We start from the raw sequence: 21,347 nt of genomic DNA on the forward strand, positions 1-21,347 counted from the left end.
AAAACTTATTGTTTACCTGTGTGACCAAAGCCACCAGCGCCACGCAAAGTTTCTTCAAATTCTTCCACTTGCTCAAATTCAGCTTGAACAACTGGAACTAAAACGTACTGTGCTAGGCGCTCACCTGGTTCTAGACGGAATGTGGTTTGACCACGGTTCCAAACTGAAACCATCAATTCACCTTGATAATCCGAATCAATCAAACCAACTAAATTGCCAAGCACGATACCGTGTTTATGGCCTAAACCTGAACGCGGTAAAATTAAACCAGCAAAATTTACATCATGAATATAAATTGCCATACCTGTTTTCACTAAAACAGTTTGTCCTGGTTCAATGTCAATTGCTTCATCGACGCAGGCACGTAAATCTAAACCCGCTGAACCTGCTGTTGCATATGAAGGTAAAGGCCATTCTTTACCTAAACGCGGATCGAGCAATTTCACTTGAACTTTCATGGGATTTCCTAAAAATTAAAAAATTAACGCTTTAATAAAGCTTTTAAATTTGCCAGATATTGTTGAGCCTGTTCTTTAGGGTCAACATTAGCCGCAATTTTCTTTTTGCGCCCTAACCACTCCAACTCATCTTGAGGAAGTTCATCAAGGAAACGGCTTGGGGTCATCTGTCTCATCTGCCCGCCATTTTTACGCTGCTCCGCCAGAGTCAAGGTTAAACCTTGGCGTGCACGGGTAATTCCCACGTACATCAGACGGCGTTCTTCTTCAATGGTCTCGGCTGCAATGGAGTTTTTATGCGGTAAAAGTTCTTCCTCTAATCCCATAATATAAACATATGGGAACTCCAAACCTTTTGCTGCATGCAAAGTAAGAAGGTTAACTTTGTCTGTATCTTCTTCTTCCTGCTGCTGTTCTAACAGATCAAGTAGAACCAGTTTTCGAATGACACTTTCAATGTTCTTTTCATCAACATCTTCTGCACGATTAATCAGGTTTTGAATACTGTTAAATAAATTCTCGATATTATCGAGCTTACTTTTCTCTTGTGCAGGTGTTGCAGACTGTTCACGAACATAATCCATATAGCCTGCTTCGTTCATCATTTGACGAACTTTAGGCACAGGCTCATCGTCTTCTAACAATTCACGAGTAAACGTAGCGATAAAGTCGGCAAACTCATGAAGTTGAGTTTCTGCTTTTTTAGGAAGCACCATACTTAAACGCTGGTCAGCAGAAGCACCAAGTAAAGACAAATTATTTTCTTGTGAGAATAAACCTAACTTCTCAAGAGTAACCGGCCCAATGGCGCGTTTAGGCGTATTAATAATACGTAAGAACGCACTGTCATCTTCAGGGTTAATAATAAGACGCAAGTAACTCATTACATCTTTAATTTCTGCACGAGCAAAGAAAGATGTACCGCCAGATAATTTATACGGGATTTGCATTTGACGAAGCTGTGTTTCTAATACACGCGCCTGAAAGTTACCGCGATACAAAACCGCATAATCTTTCCAGTTTTTGCCGTTCATGAGCTTATGAGTCAGTAAGTCTTTTACCACGCGCTCTGCTTCATCATCATCATTACGACAAGTAATAATTCTGATGACTTCCCCATGCCCTTTATCACTCCACAATTTCTTATCAAAAATATGTGGGTTATTTTGAATCACACAGTTCGCTGCTTTTAAAATACGGCTCGTTGAACGATAGTTCTGTTCAAGTTTAATAATATGTAAATTTGGGAAATCTTGTTTAAGCAAAGCCATATTTTCAGGCTTAGCCCCACGCCACGCGTAGATCGACTGGTCATCATCACCTACCGCAGTGAACTGCCCCATCACCCCAACTAAAAGTTTGACCAAAATATACTGAGCTGTGTTGGTATCTTGATATTCATCGACCAATAAATAGCGAACACGGTTTTGCCATTTATCACGTACTTCTGCATTTTCTTGCAATAAGCGTGTTGGCATAACAATCAAGTCATCAAAATCAACAGCGTTGTAAGCACGTAAATTACGTTCATACAGTTGGTAAAGATGTGCAAACTGTACATCTTCAGGTGTTTCACAAGTCGAATGTGCTTGCTCTGGCACGATCAGATCATTTTTCCAATCTGAAATTTTCTTCATTGCCTTAGCAATTAATTCTTTACTCTCCGCACCTGACAAATTATCACGATGCATCAAATCCATCAAAATACGTTTACAGTCATCTGCATCTAAAATCGAAAAATTAGCTTTTAAAGGTAAATTTTTAAGTTCTAAACGTAAAAGGTTTAAACCAAAAGTATGGAAAGTAGAGACTGATAAACCTTTTGATTCTTCACGTGACAAAAGCTTGGACACACGCTCTTTCATTTCACGTGCAGCTTTGTTTGTAAATGTCATCGCTGTTATACGATGCGCCGGAATACGGCATTGCTGCACCAAATAAGCAATTTTACGGGTAATTACCGATGTTTTACCTGAACCAGCACCAGCAAGCACCAATAAAGGGCCCTGAGTATATTTCATGGCTTCTTCTTGCTTGTTGTTCAATTGACTGGCAGATGACATCGTGTATTACCTCTTAATTTTTCGAGCATGATTATAGCCATCTCTGTTTTAGAATCCCAATAGTAAATCTACGGATATGTATAAATGATGTCTAATAATGCAATTTATGCGCCGCAGTTTGTCGTGGTTATTTATTATTCATAGTCATAAAAAAACCACCCGAAGGTGGTTTTTAATACAATAATTTAAATCTTATTGTTTTGCATAGATGCTGATTTCTACACGACGGTTTTGTTCACGACCAGACGCAGTTGAGTTGTCTGCGATTGGGTTAGAAGAACCATAACCTTGTGCATCGATACGGCTAGATGAAAGGCCTTTACCAGCTAAATAGTTTTTAACTGATTGTGCACGTGATTGAGATAACGGAATGTTGATAGAGTCATTACCAGTGTTATCAGTATAACCAGTAACCAAAATCGCGCTCTTGTTATCTTCAGCCAATGTTTGAGCTACTTTGTCTAAAGTTGAATAGAAGTTTGACTTGATGTTTGATTTATTTGTATCAAAAGTAATGCTACCAGGCATGATCAATTGAACAGAACCATCTGGATTACGGCCAACGTCTACACCAGTACCCGCCATTTGTTGACGTAATTTTTTCTCTTTCTGGTCAAGGTATACACCACCAGCGGCACCAAGAACTGCACCAATTGCTGCAGCACGGTTATTTTGACCGCTAGAGTTTGCATTTGACTTAGAAATACCGTAGCCAGCTGCTGCTCCAATTAGAGTACCTAAAGCGGCTTTATCGTATTCAACGCCACCAAGATTATTACCAGTTGTTTGACAACCAGATAATACTACTGCTGCCCCTACCACTGTTGAAATAACTAATGCACGCATTGCATGCCTCCTCACTTTGTGTGTTTTGTTGTCTGGATGAATAATGAAACAAAAACGAAGTATAAAACATTGATATTTTGTTAATAATAAACACTTTAGTTACTTTTTTGTAATATTTTGATGCACTTTCAGATGCTAGCTCATCACAATTTCTTCATTGTTGTCTAAGATGTCGTTGTATTTCATATTATGACAGTTATAGTTAAACAACTTTTCTATGGATTTTAGACATTCGGGGTCATTTATATGTCAACTGCACCCAATAAGCAATCTGCGCTAAAAAAAACTATACGTGGACTCACTGTAGGTACAGTCATTACAGGAAGTACGTTTTTTCATGGTCCACCTGTTTTAGCATTAGGTCTGACAAAGCTCTTAAAAAAATCAAAAATGATTGATGAAACGAATATCCAAATCGCAAATAATTGGATAGACGTTAATAACAAACTTATCAATAAAGTCTTACCCCATCTTAAATGGGATATTACCATCGAAGATGGCCTTGACCTTAATATGCAAGGCCGTTATCTCATGACTTGTAATCACCAAAGTTGGGTAGATACGACGGTAAACCAATATTTTGGATTAACCCGTATGCCACTCACCCGCTTTTTTACCAAATGGGAACTCATCTTTATTCCTTTCGTTGGTCAAGCATTTAAAATTCTAGGCTTCCCGATGATGAAGCGTCACACCAAAGAACAGGTTGCAAAGAATCCTGAGCTCAAAGACCGTGACATGATGGAAGCACGTAAAGCCTGCGAGCAACTTTTGAGTCAGCCCTTTACATTATTGAATTATTTAGAAGGTACTCGTTTTACTCAAGAAAAATACGACCAGCAAAAATCACCATATAAGCATTTGCTTAAACCTAAAGCGGGTGGTTTAGCCCTTGCATTAAATATCTTGGGTGACAAAATTGATGCACTGGTTGATATGACAATTGTCTACCCAAATGGTGTACCTGGATATAGTGATTTCTGGCTAGGTGATGTTTCAAAAATTGCGGTAAATTTGCGTAAAATTGAAATTCCAGATTGGGTTCTTGGTGGAAACTATGAAGATGACGCGGTTTACCGTGAACGTTTCCAACAATGGGTTCATAAAATTTGGACCGAAAAAGATCAGATTATTGAGCAAATGAAATCTCAATATACCTCTACGAACATTTAAGAAAGCACCCGTTATTATGCAAAACAGTTCTGGGAAAAAAACGAAATATCACCATGTCGACCCAAACAGTCTTTCATTTAGACTGTTTTTAATCTATGACATCTTTATGGTGTTCATTATCATTTTTAACCTGTTCTGTCTGGCTGCAAATTTCTTTTTAATGAGCAGTATTGGGGCATGGTTCTTCGAACACATTCATTTGCCCCAAATTGTGAGCTTTTACCGTAATTCCCTTCACCCTTGGGTAATCACATCAGAAGCATGGTTTATTGGTTTTTTAATTGTTGAGTTACTTGTCCGCTGGGGCATTGCAATCATCAATAAACACCATAAACGTTGGTTCTTTTTCCCTTTTATTCACTGGTATGAAATTTTAGCCATTATTCCTCAGCTTCGTTTTTTACGTTTGTTTCGAGCAGGAATTATTGCTTATCGCTTACATGAGCTGGGCTATCCGGTTGTTCCGCCAAGCTGGCGAAAGACAGGTTTGTTTTACTATCGCGTTGTCATGGAAGAACTGTCCGATCGTGTTGTTATTACGGTAATTGATGGTATTAGATATGAACTTGAAACCAGTTCTAGCCATAAACAAATTATTCACGACTTGGTTAATCATCATCGTGAGCAATTTACTATCACCCTAACAGCATTATTACAAGATTCTTTAGCAACTGCTTTAAAAGAACAAAAGCCAGCAATTACAAAAGGCGTTGGGAAAATTGTAGATCAAGCTATTATTGATACACCGGAGCTAACCCAGTTATTACGCTTAATTCCTTTAGTGGGCGGTCGCATTGAGCAACAGATTCAAAGCATTGGTCAAAGATTAGGTGAAAATATTAGTGCAGGTTTAATTGAACCTTTAATTGAGGGTTCATCGGCGCACCCAAATCCGACTTATCAATTAATTTCTCAAAAAGTGAGTGAAATAAATATTAATAATCGTCAGCTTGAGCAATTGGTTGAATCTGTCGTGTTCGAGACACTCGAGTCTGTACGAAAACAAGTCAAGGTCAAACAATGGCAACAAACGCTTGCGGAGTATGATCGAATCAAAGAATAAGCATTTACTTAATTTTTTATGAATCTCGCTAGAGAATTGGCACAAATTGTTCTAGCATTTGCCCTATTTACAATAAACTTAACGCTATTACAGCTCGTTTAACGCCTTGAAGGAAGACTTATGGCTGATATACGGATTACCGGCAGAATGGTTAACTTTAGCAGGATAACCTTCGATACCAATGATCATGATGTGATCCGCCAGCAATTATCAAATATATTAAATGAAGGTTCCTATCATGGAACTTTAGTGATTATTGACAGTACAGTTGAGCAAGAATTAATTGCATTAATTCAACTTCTGGTGAGCTTAGGTTTGCAACCTATGGCGGTAATCGATGGTATTTTAGGAGATGAAGCTCGCGCTATTCAATTCCCTGTTTTACCAGCAGATCAACCATTACAGCGTATTAAAGCCACAACCGAACAAGTGGCGATTGTAGAAAAACCGGCTACCGCTCCTGCCTCGTCTTCAGCAGAAACAAAAAAACCACTAAACAAGATAGCGGTTGCCCATATTACCTCTTATCATGATGAAATTTTGCGTACAGGCCAATCCCTCGTACAAGATAACGGCGATATTATTTTGAAAGCTGGCATGAATAGTGGTTCTGAAGTTATTGCATCAGGAAATATACATATTTATGGCACAGTTCGTGGTAGAGTCATTGCTGGTGCGGGCGGGCACGCAGCTGCACGCATTTTTTGCCAATCTTTAGAGGCTGAGCTCGTTTCCATTGCCGGAACGTATTGTGTCGCAGATGATATCCCTAAACATGTGGTAAAAAAGCCAGTACATATATATTTAAATGAAAAGCAAGAGCTTGAATTTGAAGCGATTGAACTTTAGTTTATTAAGTAAATCACCAAAAAACAGCCCTTTTAAGGGTGTATGACCATAATAGGAGTGGATTCGGTGGCCAAAATTGTTGTCGTAACATCAGGCAAAGGTGGTGTAGGTAAAACTACAACGAGCGCATCTTTTGCAACAGGTTTAGCCCTTCGTGGTCATAAAACTGTTGTGATTGATTTTGATGTAGGCTTACGTAACCTTGATTTGATTATGGGTTGTGAGCGTCGTGTTGTTTATGATTTTGTCAATGTTATTAACAACGAAGCACGTCTGCAGCAAGCCCTTATTCGTGATAAAGATATCGAAAACCTTTATATTTTACCGGCTTCACAAACACGTGATAAAGATGCGTTGAGCGACGAAGGTGTTGCTCGTGTTATTGATGAGCTATCTCAAGAATTTGATTACGTTATTTGTGACTCACCTGCGGGTATTGAGCGTGGTGCGATTTTAGCCATGTATCATGCAGATGAAGCAATCATTGTAACGAACCCTGAAATCTCTTCAGTACGTGACTCTGACCGCATTATTGGTATGTTAGATAGCAAAACCAAAAAAGTTGAACAAAACGAAGGACGTATACGTAAACATTTATGTATTACTCGTTTTAACCCTGAACGTGCAGACCGTCAGGAAATGCTAACAATTGATGATATTTCTAAAGATATTCTACGCGTACCGACATTAGGTGTTATTCCAGAATGTCCAAGTGTATTGCAAGCATCAAACGAGGGTAAGCCAGTAATTCTATATTCAGAAACTAAAGCTGGTCAGGGTTATGATGATTTGGTTGCACGCTTTCTTGGCGAAGACCGTCCTTATCGACACATCACAGCTCAACCTAAAGGCTGGTTAGCACGACTATTTGGAGCGTAGTTATGGCAGGATTCTGGAGTAAATTATTTAGCAGTGACGAAAAGCCATCAAGTGCTCAAACTGCAAAAGATCGTTTGAAAGTTATTGTTGCTTCTGAACAAGGTTTAGGCCGCCGTTTAAGCCAAGACAAGATTGATCAGATGAAGAAAGAAATCATGCAAGTGGTCAGTCGTTATGTAAGTGGTGTAGGTGAACAGCATATCCAAATGCAGGTTCGCTCTGAAGCAAATATCGAAATGTTAGAAATGAATATCAATTTACCTGAAGAACGATAATTCTATTTCTGACTATTCAATAAAACAGAATCAAGGCAAAATAACGCAAGTTATTTTGCCTTTTTTAAAACTGAGGAGATTGTCATGGCATTATCACAGCCAGCAACTTTCAATGAAGAATGGTCCGATGAGCGTGTTTTTGCCTACCTCAACCAACTTCCGCCAACGGGTGTGAACGCAGATTTTCATGTGCTCTACCATGCATTCAAACATATGCGTCCAACAGACTATGAACGTCTTTTGACTCAATTTATTGCGGACGGACGCGATATTAATGCCAAAGACCCGGAAGGCCAACGCATTCATGATGTGATTGCCAAATTTCCGCGTCAATCGGCACCCTTTTTAGAAGTTCTAGCAAAGTTTGCTTAAAAATAAAAAGCCTCTTAAAGAGGCTTTTTATTTACCTAAATTTATCGATTGCCAATCAGGAAAATACCAAACACCGTAAAAATACCACCTGAAATACCATCAATCCATTTTGAAAAATTACGATAAGCTGATCTAAAACTCGGTAACGAAAAAATAAAAGTCACAAAGCAGAACCATAAAATCGTTTCAACCGTGACAATAATAAAGAGTAACCAATGAACCTGATCAAGTTGAGGATTGGCTAAAAATAAAGAGAAAACACTACCAAAATAAATAACAGCTTTAGGATTTGATAGATTTGTTATAAGACCTTTAATAAAAAATAAATAAGGTGCTTTGGGTAGCTCGACAGCAACATTATCCTCTTGCTGATTTTTTGAAAATGCTGAACGTAACATTTGATAGCCCAGCCAACATAGGTATAAGCCACCGGCAATCAGCAAACCTTGCTTTAACCAAGCCATTTTTTCAAAAATAAGATTTAATCCCATCAGTGCCAAACAAGCCCAAAACATAACACCTGCTGTTATGCCAGCAACCACTAACATAGCGTCTTTATGTGATCGACTAATCGCTGTTTGAGATACAAGGAAAAAATCAGGCCCTGGAGTAATAAGTGCACAAAAATGGATAAAAGCTAAAGTAATCAGAGCGAGTAACATGTTTTCCTCCAGATTTAATTCATTGTTATTTATTTAGGAAAAATACATTAGCATTTTTTACTACACGTTAAAATCTTTAAGTCATTTTATGGAAGTGTTTACTTTTATTTAAATCATAAAAAAAGCCTCCGAAGAGGCTTTTTAGCTATTTCATATTAAACCAATATATCTCGCTTACCATTAGGGCCCATTGCGCTCACAATGCCGTTCTCTTCCATTTGGTCAATGATACGAGCAGCACGGTTATAGCCAAGGCTAAATTTACGCTGTAGCGATGAAGTAGAAGCTTTACGTGTTTCTAAGACAAATGAAACACATTGGTCATAAAGTGCATCACGGTCAGAACCACCGTCACCCTCTTCGAAACCACGTGAAGTTTGTTCTTCGTCAAATGGAGTCAGGATTTCGTCGACATAATCCGGTTCACCACGTTCACGCCAAGCATCACAAATGCGGTTTACTTCATCATCACTGATGAATGCACCATGCACACGCTCAGGTTCGATTTTACCAGGCCCCAAGAACAGCATATCACCATGGCCTAACAGATCTTCCGCACCACCGGCATCCAAAATCGTACGCGAGTCAATTTTACTGTTTACACGTAATGCTACACGCGTTGGAATATTGGCTTTAATCAAACCCGTGATCACATCAACAGATGGGCGTTGGGTTGCAAGTAATAGATGAATACCAGCAGCACGAGATTTTTGCGCCAAACGCGTAATCATTTCTTCTGCTTTTTTACCCACCTGCATAATCATGTCGGCAAACTCATCTGCCACAATCACAATAGATGGTAACGGTGTTAAACGAGGCGCACGTTCTTGAGTTGCTGAGTCACTTGGTTTCCAAGTTGGATCAATTAGATCTTCCCCATTCGCAATTGCTTCTTCAACTTTACGGTTGTAGTCGCTTAATTTACGAATTTTCAAGAATGACATCAGTTTATAGCGACGTTCCATTTCATTCACACACCAGTTTAATGCACTTACTGCATCTTTCATGTCAGTGACGACTGGAGTTAACAAATGGGGAATATCATTATAGTTTGCAAGTTCAAGCTGTTTTGGATCGATTAAAATCAAACGCAACTGGTCGGGTGTATATTTAAGCAACATCGATAAAATCATCGAGTTTACCGCAACCGATTTACCCGAACCTGTTGTACCAGCAACCAACATATGTGGCGCTTTTGCTAAATCAGTTAATACCGGATTACCTGAAATATCTTTACCCATTGCCATACTGATTAATGCGCTTGGATCTCGATAGGTTGGCGTTTCCAATAGCTCAATCAAACGCACCATTTCACGGGCACTGTTTGGCACTTCAATACCAATATATGGTTTACCAGGAATAACCTCTACCACACGCACAGAAGCCATCGACATTGAACGGGCTAAGTCACGTGAGATATTCGTTACCTTAGATGCTTTAACACCCGGTGCCAAATCTAACTCAAAACGGGTCACTACTGGCCCCGGCTGAGCTTCAACCACTTGAGCCTTAACATTAAATTCTTGTAACTTAATTTCAAGTAACTCAGATAAGCGCGAAAGCTGCTCTTCAGTAAAGTTAACTTTCTTATTTGGATCAACCTTATCAAGCAGCTCAAGGCCAGGTAATGTTGGTAAATCTAAACGCTTCTTGGCAACTTGCATTGAACGAGACATTAGTCGGCCTGATGCATCTGTTAATGGCGCATCTAAATCGAAATCGTCTTCATCAATATCAGGATTGTCCTGTGGTTTCCCAGCAGTTTCTTGCCAAGCTTCAATAAACTCTTCTTTTGAAAGCTTATCAGCTTGAATTGTCGTTTGAATAGGCGCTTTTACAAATGCTGAAGACTGAGCATAACTACTTGCTCTTACAGGTTCTACTGGCGCAATATCTTCATCTATCAATAAGTCATCAAAGTCTTCAAAAACTTGTTCGTTTGCTAAATTTTTAGGTGACTGATTTACATTCGATAAAGGTGAAGAAGTTTCTTTTGCAATATTCATCGATTGCGAAGTAGGTTCTGCATCTACATGCTGCTCTTGAACAAATGGTGTATGCACATCTGTTGCAGTTTTGCTGTTTGGAACTGCAGCGAGCAATTCATCAAAAATCTCATCATCATTCCAATCAAGACCATGTAAGTCTTGTTTAGGTGCAGGTTGAGTTTGATGAACTTGAGAAATTGTTTGCTGGAATTGCTCATGAGCAGGTACTTGCTCTGTTGAATCATCAGCTGCTCTCAAAAGTGCATCAATTTCTTGCTTATGGCTCGCATCATCACGTTGTAAAGCACGCCATACCTCACCAGTAGCGACTAAACGTTGGCTGTCTTTTTCAAGCTTATGGGCTTGCTCAAGCGTATGCTCAAAGTTTTGAGTATTGGCAATGGGTTTATCTACTACAGATTCAGGTCGGCTCTGCTCTTTTGCTAACACATCGGCAAATAAACGCTCAGCAACCGCATCATGTCGTGTTGCCGCAGATTGTGGTTGAGTACTTTCAGATTGGACTGATGCTACTTTCTCATTTGAAGCATTTGTCTCTGCATTTTCTGCAACTTTAACCGCGGCTGCTTTATTAGCAGGCTGAGTTGTTAAATCATAATCCGATTCGTTCGGTGATACGTTTTTATAAAATAAATCTTGTAAATAACTTGGTGTAGCTTTAAGCGTAATCCATGTTTTGCTCCATTGCACCCCAAATGCAAGAGTAAACAAGACCACTCCGAAAACCAGTAAAAATAAGGTCGCACCGTAAATTGTTAGCAATTGAGATAAGCTCTGACCTAACTCGTAACCAATAATTCCCCCCGCTGCATTATCTAAAGTATCAGCAGGCACATTCCAGTGTAAATAAAGTAGGCTAGACACAACCAAAATTAAAAAGAATTGTGCAGCATAACGAAATGGGCGGTTTAAAAAACTACGCGGCCACCACACCTGAATTGCTTCAATGAAAAGGAAAATTGGAATAAGCAAACTTGCCCATCCTAAAAAACCAAACAGCAAATCTGCAATCCATGCACCAGCAATACCACTTGCATTGGATACTTGCTGAGTATCACTGGAAATATGCATCCAGCCCGGGTCAAATGGTGTATATGTTACTGTTGCCAGAAACATATAAATGCCAAAAGAAACCAAGAATAATGTCATCAATAAGCGCTGTGCATAAACACTCGACACCGCAGTCATATACTGTCCTGTAACCCATTTAATTATTGGTTTAGAGATGTGAAGAACTACACTTAGATCTTCAACGAATGAACTTTATATTATGCACCTGTTCTTACAAAAAAGGTGCATGATTCTTTACAGTTGTTGTTAACATGAGCCACTTCTATATTGTTATATAACTTAATTCGATTGACCTGATCAATATTATCCACATTGATTTAGCGCTATTGATCGACAAATTCACGTATAATTTTCAAAATTCTCGAAATAAATAAGGATACCCTCAATGAGTGCTCGTCATTCTCGGTTAATTATTCTCGGTTCTGGTCCTGCTGGTTATAGTGCAGCTGTCTATGCAGCACGTGCCAACCTTAAACCTACTTTAATTGCAGGTTTACAACTAGGTGGCCAACTTACAACAACAACCGAAGTTGACAACTGGCCGGGCGATCCTGAAGGTTTAACAGGTCCTGCATTAATGGATCGTATGCAAGCACATGCTGAACGCTTTGGTACAGAACTCGTCTATGACCATATTAACGAAGTGGACTTAAATGTACGTCCTTTTGTTCTTAAAGGTGATATGGAAGAGTACACATGTGACGCTTTGATTATTGCAACTGGTGCTACGGCTCAGTACCTTGGTCTAGAGTCTGAACAGAAATTTATGGGCCAAGGCGTAAGTGCCTGTGCAACATGTGATGGTTTCTTCTACAAAAATCAAAAAGTGATGGTTGTAGGCGGTGGTAACACTGCTGTTGAAGAAGCGCTTTATTTATCAAATATTGCTGCACATGTAACGCTAGTACACCGCCGCGATAGTTTACGTTCTGAAAAGATTTTGCAAGATCATTTATTTGCCAAAGAAAAAGAAGGCAAAATCAGCATTATCTGGAATCATGAAGTTGAAGAAGTATTGGGTGACAATACTGGCGTAACAAGTGTTCGCCTTAAATCAACTCAAGATGACACTAAGCAAGACGTAGAAGTTCACGGTCTATTCGTTGCAATCGGTCATAAACCGAACACTGCAATGTTTGATGGTCAATTAAACTTACGTGATGGCTATATTCAAGTGCAAAGCGGCACTTCTGGTAATGCAACAGCGACTTCTGTAGCTGGTGTATTTGCTGCTGGTGACGTAGCTGACAGTATTTATCGTCAAGCCATTACTTCTGCTGGGTCAGGTTGTATGGCGGCACTTGATGCTGAAAAATATCTAGATAATCTCGGTTAATTCAATTAACACAAAAGACATTCAATGCTCTATTGAATGTCTTTTTTAATAGTGTTTTATTTCATCATATTTTCAAAATGATCCAAATGCGTAAAACGTCCCGACCTCGTCTGATATTGGTCAATCTGAGGAACTAACCGTTGAAAGTGTTCAGACTGAACATGTCGATCTAATGCGACTCGATCTACCCATTCTTCAATAAAAACAAAATGTCCTAAATTTTTTATATCATGATATAAATCGTACGCAATACACCCTTCTTCACATCTCGTTTTTTCAACGAGTTCTTGATAAAGCGGTAAAACAAAGTCAATTTTTTTAATATCAATAAAATCTTCTGCAATAAGTTTTAGCATTAAGTAAACCTTTCCTTTTCATTCCTTCATGCTAAAGATGAACAATAAAAATTGTCAATAAAGCTCAGTTACGTTAATTTTGAATCATTCTATTTCATTTTATCTTCTATGCAGAAACTTCCACTTTCTCAATTCATTTTCCCTGACCCCATTGAATCTGATCCGGATGGTCATGGTTTAATTTGTATTGGTGCTGATCTCTCCCCTTCTACTCTCTATGAAGCGTACACCCATGGATTATTTCCGTGGTTTAATGAAGATGAGCCCATTTGTTGGTGGAGTCCCGAACCTCGTTGTGTCATCTACCCTCAAAATTACAAGCCGAGCAAGTCACTACTTAGAAATATGAAAAAATATGACTATGCGATTACGGTTAATCATGCCTTTGAACAAGTTATTCGTTCATGTTCTCTACCAAGAACTTATGCAGATGAAACATGGATTAGCGAAGATATTATTCAGGGCTACTGTGAGATGTTTAAAGCTGGCTATGGATATAGTGTGGAGGTTTGGGAACAAGATAAACTTGTTGGAGGTTTGTACGGCATTACGATTGGCAAAGGATGCTTCGGTGAGTCAATGTTTAGTAATGAAACTGATGTTTCAAAAATGGCTTTTTATACATTAATGCTGATTGGACAAGAAAATCAGCTCCCTTGGGTAGACTGTCAACTTGTAAATAGTCACTTAATTAGCTTGGGTGCTTGTACACTTTCTCGTCAAGACTACTTAAAATCGTTACAAGATGTAATTATTCACCCCTCTATCAATTGGAAAAAGTATCAAGAACGTGTATTTTCAAGTAAAACAATAGCATTAGATGCAAAATTAATGGAATGATAACAGGAGGGACCAATCATGAAATCATATCACCCGAAGTCCCTTTTAAATGATCTGCAGTATTATATTACTCCACCTCATGATTGCAGCTACTTAGAAAATAAATCGGCGCGCATGGTGTTTTTAGACCCTATTCATCGGATTGATGTGGTCACTCTTTCAGAACTTTCTCGTTTAGGATTTCGTCGTAGCGGTGACTTCGTTTATCGCCCTGAATGCCATTTATGCAGACAATGTTTGTCGTGTCGTGTTCCAGTTGCCGACTTCCAAATGAATGGGATGCAAAAAAAAGCGTGGAAACGAAATCAAGACCTCACCATGACTATTTTGCCTACTCAGCAAGCAGCACAAATTCATTACGATTTATATGAACGCTATATTAATGAACGCCATGCTGATGGCGATATGTTTCCACCTAGCTTAGATCAGTTTGAAAAGTTTTTAGTACATAGTTGTACAGATAGCTTTTTTCTTGAGCTTTGGAAAGATAACCGTTTAATCAGTGTGTCTACCTGCGATTTAATGGATGATGGTCTATCTGCGGTCTATACTTTCTTTGACCCAGATGAGCACCGAAGATCGCTTGGTGTGTACTCTATTCTTAACCAAATCGAATATGTTAAATCGCTTGGTTTAGAATATCTTTATTTAGGCTATTGGGTGCCCCACTCAGCCAAAATGAATTATAAATCGCAATATACTCCTTTAGAGCTTCTATTAGATGGACAATGGCGCCGTTTAAATAGATCCTTATCACCAGAAGAAATACAACAGTTAGGTACCTCTCTGATGACCACATTACCTTCTGAATGGAATAATTTAATTATTAAATGATTTTAATCCTGTCTTTTTGTTTGGTCAGCAACTAGACAGGTGTTTTAAAACAACGATGCAAAATCGTCGGTACAGGTTTTTACCATAATTACGGCATGTTCACGCCCACCGTCTTGGATAGGATAATAATTACGACGTAGATCTATTTGGTGAAAACCTGTTTTCTCATACAGAGCAATAGCTGCTTTATTACTTTCACGAACTTCTAAAAATATTTGTACGGGCTGATTTTTTAACTGATCAATTGATGCATTTAATAACTCATACCCGAGACCTTGTCCTTGCATTTTAGGATCAACTGCCATGAGTAATAGATTCGCTTCATCTAGCACTGGCTGCAAAATACAAAACCCAACTACTCTATTTTGTGACTCAATGACTGTACATTGGTAGGAATTCAGAGATTCAACAAATTGCTGTCTTGACCATGGATGTGTTTGCACTGATTTTTCGATTTGTACAACAATATCAATATCAGTGTTTTGCATAGTACGAATCATGAGTTCCAACACAATCAGAGTTTTAAAGGAATGCGTATTATAAAAACTTCACAAGAAAAAACGAGCAAAAAAAAGGACAATTAAATTGTCCTTTTTTATCGTTCTTTTTAGAGACCTAACTTTTCACGCCAAGTTGCCAGTAATGCTGTAGTGTCAGAATCATTTGGATGAAATTTTGGTCTTAAGAAATCAAGTAACTCTGGAATCTGGCGGGTTATAAAACCTTTACGACCATACATGAACTTAAGCATGTATTTAGTATCTTTCCATGTTAATTTTCCATCGGTTTTTAATAACTTGGCAGTAAAATGTGTCTGCGTTGCAAAAATTAATGCCATTGCAATGATTAAAGCCGTTGAACGCATAAAATAAGCTTTTGGCCCTTGTCCATACATACTTGTATACACATCAAATGCCACAGCTTTATGCTCATTTTCTTCTACAGCATGCCACATCCACAAATGATACATCGTGTCATCTTGGAACATCGCTTGAATTTCAGGATTTTGTAAAAGTTCAGCTGCAATAGTCGAAGTGAAATGCTCTAAAGCACACGTTCCGGTCAAATCAATCATTTCTTTGGTATAACCAAAAGGTTTCATTAATTTAGTGACAACGGCAGTACCAACCTTAATGACAGTACCAGTCTGCTTTTCCATATGACGAACATCATATCCGTAAGCTTGCGCTGAGGCATTAAAAGCAAGATGTTCTTTTGAATGCATTGCTTCTTGGCCAATAAAGGCGCTAATTTCTTTTTGAAGATCGGGATCTGCAAGTTTTGGGTCATTTCGCACAGCACGTGTGCTATTGACAAAGAACTGTTCACCTTCGGGAAAAAGGGCCGATAATGCTGTCATAAAATGGGTTAATCCTGCATCATAATTTGCCCAATAACGAGGGACCTGAGCAAATTCAAAGTCCATACGACGAACAGGGAAACTAGCACCAGCACGATTTGAAATATTTACTTTAGCATTCATCTCAGACTCCTTTTAAGTGAATAGCTAATTCACATATAACTTTATTTATTTTCTTAATATTTATAATCATACGTCTTTCAATGTGCCAATTAAGTGCAGATGAGGACAGAGAAATATCAGATGAGGTCATTAATCACCCTATAAAGGTGCATAGATGTGCTAATAGTTATTGTTAGTACTTAAAAAGAAAAAGGGCTACCAATGAGCCCTTTCAAATCAACATAGATTTAAATTACAAACCTAATTTTGCTTTCCATGTTTTCAATAGACCTACTGTATCCAAATCATTTGGATGAAAACCAGGCTTAAAGTAAGCCAGCATTTCTTTAGCCATGCCAGTAATGATACCTTTCGATGGGCTATATGCATATTTATAAATTACTGATAATTCACCTAAATTCAATTTTTTATCTTGCTTTAATAGACGAAGTACAAAAGAAGACTGAATCAAGAAAATCAAAGTCATTGCAAATACTAAAGAACTCGTACGTAATGCATAAGCTTTTACGCCTTTACCAAACACACCTTCGTACACATCAAAAGCTACGGCTTTATGCTCATTTTCTTCGATAGCATGCCAATACCACATCGTTGACATGGTTTCATCTGTCATCAACTCTTGAATATGCTTATTGACTAATAACTGTGAAGCAATCGTAGCGGTAAAATGTTCAAGTGCTGTTGTAGCAGTCAGGTCAACCATTTCTTTAGTCATACCAAAAGGTTTGACAATTTTTACAAAAGCTTGAATTGCTGTTTGAATCGCTGTGTCAGTAAATTTCTCTAACGTTTCAACGTCGTGACCAAACTTTTGAGCAGAGGCATTAAAGTTCACATGCTCTTGAGTATGCATTGCTTCTTGCCCAATGAAAGCACTAATCTCTTTCTGAAGCGCTTCATCATCTTTAATAGATGGGTGATAACGTACTGCACGTACACTATCAATAAAGAATTTTTCACCAGCCGGAAACAACGCTGACAATGCTGTCATAAAGTGTGTTAGTCCAGCAGAACCATTCATCCAATATTCTGGTACATCATTAAAGTCAAAGTTCATACGACGTACAGGAAAGCTCGCCCCTGCACGATTAGTAATATTCACTTTAGCATTCATACCCAAAGCTCCTTAATAAGTAACCCAAGTTACTCAAACTTTATTGTTCGTTTTCTTGATTCTTATCATACAAATTTAATAAAAAGGATTAAGTGTAAATAAGGACATTGAAATATCAGTTAAGGCCAGCTTTTATAGTGATTGTTAGACAATTAAATATAAAAAAAGCGCTCTAAAAAGAGCGCTTTTTTTCACTGAAAGTGATTATGCAGTTACTTTCGCAACAACACCAGCACCTACAGTACGACCACCTTCACGGATCGCAAAACGTAGACCTGGGTCCATTGCGATTGGGTGGATTAATTCTACTGACATTTCAACGTTGTCGCCTGGCATAACCATTTCAACGCCGTCTTGTAATTGGATTGCGCCAGTTACGTCAGTTGTACGGAAGTAGAACTGTGGACGGTAACCGTTAAGGAATGGAGTATGACGACCACCTTCTTCTTTAGAAAGTACGTATACTTCTGCATCGAATTTAGTGTGCGGCTTGATTGTACCTGGTTTAGCAAGTACTTGACCACGTTGTACGTCTTCACGCTTAGTACCACGTAGAAGAACACCACAGTTCTCGCCTGCACGACCTTCGTCAAGCAATTTACGGAACATTTCTACGCCAGTAACTGTAGTTGTTTGAGTATCACGGATACCAACAATTTCAACTGATTCGCCTACTTTCACGATACCAGCTTCTACACGACCAGTTACTACTGTACCACGGCCAGAGATAGAGAATACGTCTTCGATTGGCATTAAGAATGCTTTGTCGATAGCACGTTCTGGTTCTGGAATGTAAGAGTCAAGCGCTTCAACAAGAGCAAGAACTGAAGGCTCACCATATTGACCAGCATCGCCTTCCAACGCTTTAAGCGCAGAACCACGGATAACTGGAGTGTCATCACCTGGGAAGTCATAAGTAGAAAGAAGTTCACGAACTTCCATTTCTACTAATTCAAGTAATTCTTCATCATCAACAAGGTCACACTTGTTCAAGAATACGATGATGTAAGGTACACCAACCTGACGAGAAAGAAGGATGTGTTCACGAGTTTGTGGCATTGGACCATCAGTCGCAGCACATACAAGGATCGCGCCGTCCATCTGAGCAGCACCAGTAATCATGTTTTTAACATAATCGGCGTGGCCCGGGCAGTCTACGTGAGCGTAGTGACGGATTGGAGAATCGTATTCTACATGTGAAGTATTAATTGTAATACCACGTGCTTTTTCTTCAGGTGCTGAGTCGATTTGTGAGTAATCTTTCGCTTCACCGCCGTAAGTTTTTGCACAAATAGTTGCAATCGCAGCAGTTAAAGTTGTTTTACCATGGTCAACGTGACCGATTGTGCCCACGTTTACGTGTGGCTTATTACGTTCAAACTTGGCTTTAGCCATGATGATCTTCCTTTATAAACTGCTCATGCAGGGTCACTGCACGAGCGCTTGGTTTTAACTAAGAATTAGTTTGGGCTTATAGTAATCGAAAGATTACTCGTCGTCACCTTTTTTACCGCCAGTCTGGAACTTAGCGATGATGCCTTCAGCCACGTTACGTGGAGTTTCAGCGTATTTAGCGAATTCCATAGAATAAGTCGCACGACCTTGAGACATAGAACGCATTTGAGTCGCGTAACCAAACATCTCAGCCAATGGAACTTCTGCTTTAATTGCTTTTGTTCCACCAGGAAGATCATCCATACCTTGAACCATACCACGACGACGGTTTAAGTCACCCATGATATCGCCCATGTAGTCTTCTGGAGTTTCTACTTCAACTTTCATGATTGGTTCAAGAAGGATAGGATCAGCTTTCATGAAACCGTCACGGAAAGCGTACGAACCAGCCATTTTGAACGACAATTCATCAGAGTCGACATCATGGTAAGAACCATCGAATAATGTCGCTTTGATACCCACAACAGGGTAACCAGCTAATACACCATTCTTCATACGTTCTTGAATACCTTTGTCAACCGCACCAAAGAATTCTTTAGGTACAGTACCGCCGACAACTTCTTCAGCGAATTGGTATTCTTTACCAGCTTCTTCAACATCCATAGGCTCTAAACGAACATATACATGACCGAATTTACCTTTACCACCTGTTTGACGAACGAACTTACCTTCTTGCTCAACAGTCTTTTTGATTGTTTCGCGGTAAGCAACCATTGGTTTACCAATGTTCGCTTCAACACCGAATTCACGCTTCATACGGTCAACGATGATGTCAAGGTGAAGCTCACCCATACCAGCAATAATTGTTTGACCAGATTCTTCGTCTGTACGAACGCGGAATGATGGATCTTCTTTAGCCAAACGACCTAAAGCAATTGACATTTTTTCTTGGTCAGCTTTAGTTTTTGGTTCAACAGCCAATGAAATTACTGGCTCTGGGAATTCCATACGCTCAAGTGTAATGATGTTTTTCTCATCACATAATGTATCACCAGTAGTAACGTCTTTAAGACCTACACACGCTGCGATATCACCTGCACGGATTTCATCAAGATCTTGACGTTCGTTCGCATGCATTTGCACGATACGACCGATACGTTCACGCTTAGATTTAACTGGGTTATAAACCGGATCACCTTGTTTAAGAACACCAGAGTAAACACGTACGAATGTTAAGTTACCTACGAACTTGTCGTTCATGATTTTGAACGCTAACGCAGAGAACGGAGCTTCGTCAGATGCTTCACGAGACGCTTTAGTTTCGTCTTTGTCGTCAAGGATACCTTCGATCGCTTTAACTTCTGTAGGTGATGGTAAGAATTCAATTACAGCATCCAACATACGTTGAACACCTTTGTTTTTGAACGCAGAACCACAAAGCATTACTTGAATTTCAGAAGCTAATGTACGAGCACGTAAACCTGCAATGATCTCTTCTTTAGAAAGATCACCTTCTTCAAGGTACTTGTCCATTAATTCTTCAGAAGCTTCAGCCGCAGCTTCAACCATTTTGGTACGCCATTCATTAGACGTATCAACTAGGTCAGCTGGAATTTCAGCATATTCAAACTTCATACCTTGAGATGCTTCATCCCAGATAATCGCTTTCATTTCGATAAGGTCAACAACACCTGCAAACGTATCTTCTGCACCGATTGGCACAACGATAGGTACAGGATTACCACCTAAACGAGTTTTAACTTGCTCAACAGCACGGAAGAAGTTTGCACCAGTACGGTCCATCTTGTTCACGAATGCTAAACGAGGCACTTTATATTTGTTTGCTTGACGCCATACAGTTTCAGACTGAGGTTGTACGCCACCAACTGCACAGTAAACCATGCACGCACCGTCAAGAACACGCATAGAACGTTCAACTTCGATTGTGAAGTCTACGTGTCCCGGGGTGTCAATTACGTTGATACGGTGTTGTTCGAATTGGTTACCCATACCAGACCAGAAACAAGTTGTCGCAGCCGAGGTAATTGTAATACCGCGCTCTTGCTCTTGTTCCATCCAGTCCATTGTTGCTGCACCATCGTGTACTTCACCAATTTTGTGAGATACACCTGTGTAGAACAAAATACGTTCTGTTGTAGTTGTTTTACCTGCGTCAATGTGCGCAGAAATACCGATGTTACGGTAATTACTAATTGGGGTTTGGCGAGCCATGATGTCTACATTCCTAAATGTTATATTTAAAACAGGA

The 21,347-nt window shown here is 39.2% G+C and carries 20 protein-coding genes; 9 read left to right on the forward strand and 11 right to left on the reverse strand.

What is annotated here, in order from left to right:
- Positions 1 to 5: 5 nt before the first annotated feature.
- From dut to F936_RS15000, 3 genes are all read right to left on the reverse strand, one after another.
- On the reverse strand, positions 6 to 458 hold the full coding sequence (gene dut, locus F936_RS14990; protein WP_003653255.1) for a dUTP diphosphatase: 453 nt from the start codon (positions 456 to 458) through the stop codon (positions 6 to 8).
- Between the two features lie 23 nt (positions 459 to 481).
- Positions 482 to 2,521: a DNA helicase Rep gene (gene rep, locus F936_RS14995; protein ID WP_003653257.1), complete on the reverse strand. Its 2,040-nt coding sequence runs from the start codon at positions 2,519 to 2,521 to the stop codon at positions 482 to 484.
- A gap of 192 nt (positions 2,522 to 2,713) precedes the next feature.
- A complete protein-coding gene (locus F936_RS15000; protein ID WP_005048591.1) occupies positions 2,714 to 3,367 on the reverse strand; it encodes a YiaD family glycine zipper/OmpA-like lipoprotein in 654 nt (217 codons plus the stop codon).
- A gap of 246 nt (positions 3,368 to 3,613) precedes the next feature.
- Between F936_RS15000 and F936_RS15005 the strand changes: the two genes are divergently transcribed.
- The 6 genes from F936_RS15005 to F936_RS15030 all read left to right on the forward strand — a co-directional run bounded on the left by F936_RS15005 (position 3,614) and on the right by F936_RS15030 (position 7,978).
- Positions 3,614 to 4,540, forward strand: coding sequence for an acyltransferase (locus F936_RS15005; RefSeq protein WP_005048593.1), 927 nt, complete (start codon positions 3,614 to 3,616; stop codon positions 4,538 to 4,540).
- 16 nt (positions 4,541 to 4,556) lie between these two features.
- Positions 4,557 to 5,603: a hypothetical protein gene (locus tag F936_RS15010; RefSeq protein ID WP_005048595.1), complete on the forward strand. Its 1,047-nt coding sequence runs from the start codon at positions 4,557 to 4,559 to the stop codon at positions 5,601 to 5,603.
- Positions 5,604 to 5,723: 120 nt separating this feature from the next.
- Positions 5,724 to 6,452 carry a septum site-determining protein MinC gene (gene minC, locus F936_RS15015; protein ID WP_003653266.1) on the forward strand — a complete coding sequence of 243 codons (729 nt, stop codon included), beginning with the start codon at positions 5,724 to 5,726 and terminating at the stop codon, positions 6,450 to 6,452.
- A gap of 66 nt (positions 6,453 to 6,518) precedes the next feature.
- Positions 6,519 to 7,331, forward strand: coding sequence for a septum site-determining protein MinD (minD, locus tag F936_RS15020; RefSeq protein ID WP_004641647.1), 813 nt, complete (start codon positions 6,519 to 6,521; stop codon positions 7,329 to 7,331).
- 2 nt (positions 7,332 to 7,333) lie between these two features.
- The gene (gene minE / locus F936_RS15025; RefSeq protein WP_003653273.1) at positions 7,334 to 7,606 is read left to right on the forward strand and encodes a cell division topological specificity factor MinE; all 273 of its coding nucleotides are present in this window, start codon (positions 7,334 to 7,336) and stop codon (positions 7,604 to 7,606) included.
- Positions 7,607 to 7,690: 84 nt separating this feature from the next.
- Complete coding sequence (locus F936_RS15030; protein WP_005048600.1) at positions 7,691 to 7,978, forward strand: PA4642 family protein; 288 nt, start codon at positions 7,691 to 7,693, stop codon at positions 7,976 to 7,978.
- Positions 7,979 to 8,019: 41 nt separating this feature from the next.
- On the opposite strand, the gene rhtC is transcribed toward F936_RS15030, so the two are convergent.
- Together rhtC and F936_RS15040 are read right to left on the reverse strand one after the other, a co-directional pair.
- Positions 8,020 to 8,640 carry a threonine export protein RhtC gene (gene rhtC / locus F936_RS15035; protein ID WP_003653275.1) on the reverse strand — a complete coding sequence of 207 codons (621 nt, stop codon included), beginning with the start codon at positions 8,638 to 8,640 and terminating at the stop codon, positions 8,020 to 8,022.
- A 155-nt stretch (positions 8,641 to 8,795) separates the two neighbouring features.
- Complete coding sequence (locus F936_RS15040; RefSeq protein WP_005048603.1) at positions 8,796 to 11,837, reverse strand: DNA translocase FtsK; 3,042 nt, start codon at positions 11,835 to 11,837, stop codon at positions 8,796 to 8,798.
- 268 nt (positions 11,838 to 12,105) lie between these two features.
- On the opposite strand from F936_RS15040, the gene trxB reads away from it, so the two are divergent.
- On the forward strand, positions 12,106 to 13,056 hold the full coding sequence (gene trxB / locus F936_RS15045) for a thioredoxin-disulfide reductase (protein WP_005048606.1): 951 nt from the start codon (positions 12,106 to 12,108) through the stop codon (positions 13,054 to 13,056).
- Between the two features lie 56 nt (positions 13,057 to 13,112).
- Here trxB and F936_RS15050 read toward each other — a convergent pair whose 3' ends face one another.
- The gene (locus F936_RS15050) at positions 13,113 to 13,412 is read right to left on the reverse strand and encodes a putative quinol monooxygenase (RefSeq protein ID WP_005048608.1); all 300 of its coding nucleotides are present in this window, start codon (positions 13,410 to 13,412) and stop codon (positions 13,113 to 13,115) included.
- Positions 13,413 to 13,520: 108 nt separating this feature from the next.
- On the opposite strand from F936_RS15050, the gene aat reads away from it, so the two are divergent.
- Positions 13,521 to 14,252, forward strand: a complete 732-nt coding sequence (gene aat / locus F936_RS15055) for a leucyl/phenylalanyl-tRNA--protein transferase (RefSeq protein WP_005048610.1) — start codon at positions 13,521 to 13,523, stop codon at positions 14,250 to 14,252.
- An 18-nt stretch (positions 14,253 to 14,270) separates the two neighbouring features.
- Entirely contained in the window at positions 14,271 to 15,086 is an 816-nt protein-coding gene (locus F936_RS15060; RefSeq protein WP_004641630.1) for an arginyltransferase, read from the forward strand.
- Positions 15,087 to 15,130: 44 nt separating this feature from the next.
- Here F936_RS15060 and rimI read toward each other — a convergent pair whose 3' ends face one another.
- From rimI to fusA, 5 genes are all read right to left on the reverse strand, one after another.
- Positions 15,131 to 15,586, reverse strand: coding sequence for a ribosomal protein S18-alanine N-acetyltransferase (gene rimI / locus F936_RS15065; RefSeq protein ID WP_005048613.1), 456 nt, complete (start codon positions 15,584 to 15,586; stop codon positions 15,131 to 15,133).
- A 107-nt stretch (positions 15,587 to 15,693) separates the two neighbouring features.
- Complete coding sequence (locus F936_RS15070; RefSeq protein WP_005048616.1) at positions 15,694 to 16,569, reverse strand: metal-dependent hydrolase; 876 nt, start codon at positions 16,567 to 16,569, stop codon at positions 15,694 to 15,696.
- 232 nt (positions 16,570 to 16,801) lie between these two features.
- Positions 16,802 to 17,683: a metal-dependent hydrolase gene (locus F936_RS15075; protein ID WP_005048618.1), complete on the reverse strand. Its 882-nt coding sequence runs from the start codon at positions 17,681 to 17,683 to the stop codon at positions 16,802 to 16,804.
- A gap of 204 nt (positions 17,684 to 17,887) precedes the next feature.
- A complete protein-coding gene (gene tuf / locus F936_RS15080) occupies positions 17,888 to 19,078 on the reverse strand; it encodes an elongation factor Tu (protein ID WP_004640736.1) in 1,191 nt (396 codons plus the stop codon).
- Positions 19,079 to 19,171: 93 nt separating this feature from the next.
- On the reverse strand, positions 19,172 to 21,310 hold the full coding sequence (gene fusA / locus F936_RS15085) for an elongation factor G (protein WP_004641624.1): 2,139 nt from the start codon (positions 21,308 to 21,310) through the stop codon (positions 19,172 to 19,174).
- Positions 21,311 to 21,347: the final 37 nt, after the last annotated feature.

The sequence above is a fragment of the Acinetobacter calcoaceticus DSM 30006 = CIP 81.8 genome (assembly GCF_000368965.1).
GTDB lineage: Bacteria > Pseudomonadota > Gammaproteobacteria > Pseudomonadales > Moraxellaceae > Acinetobacter > Acinetobacter calcoaceticus.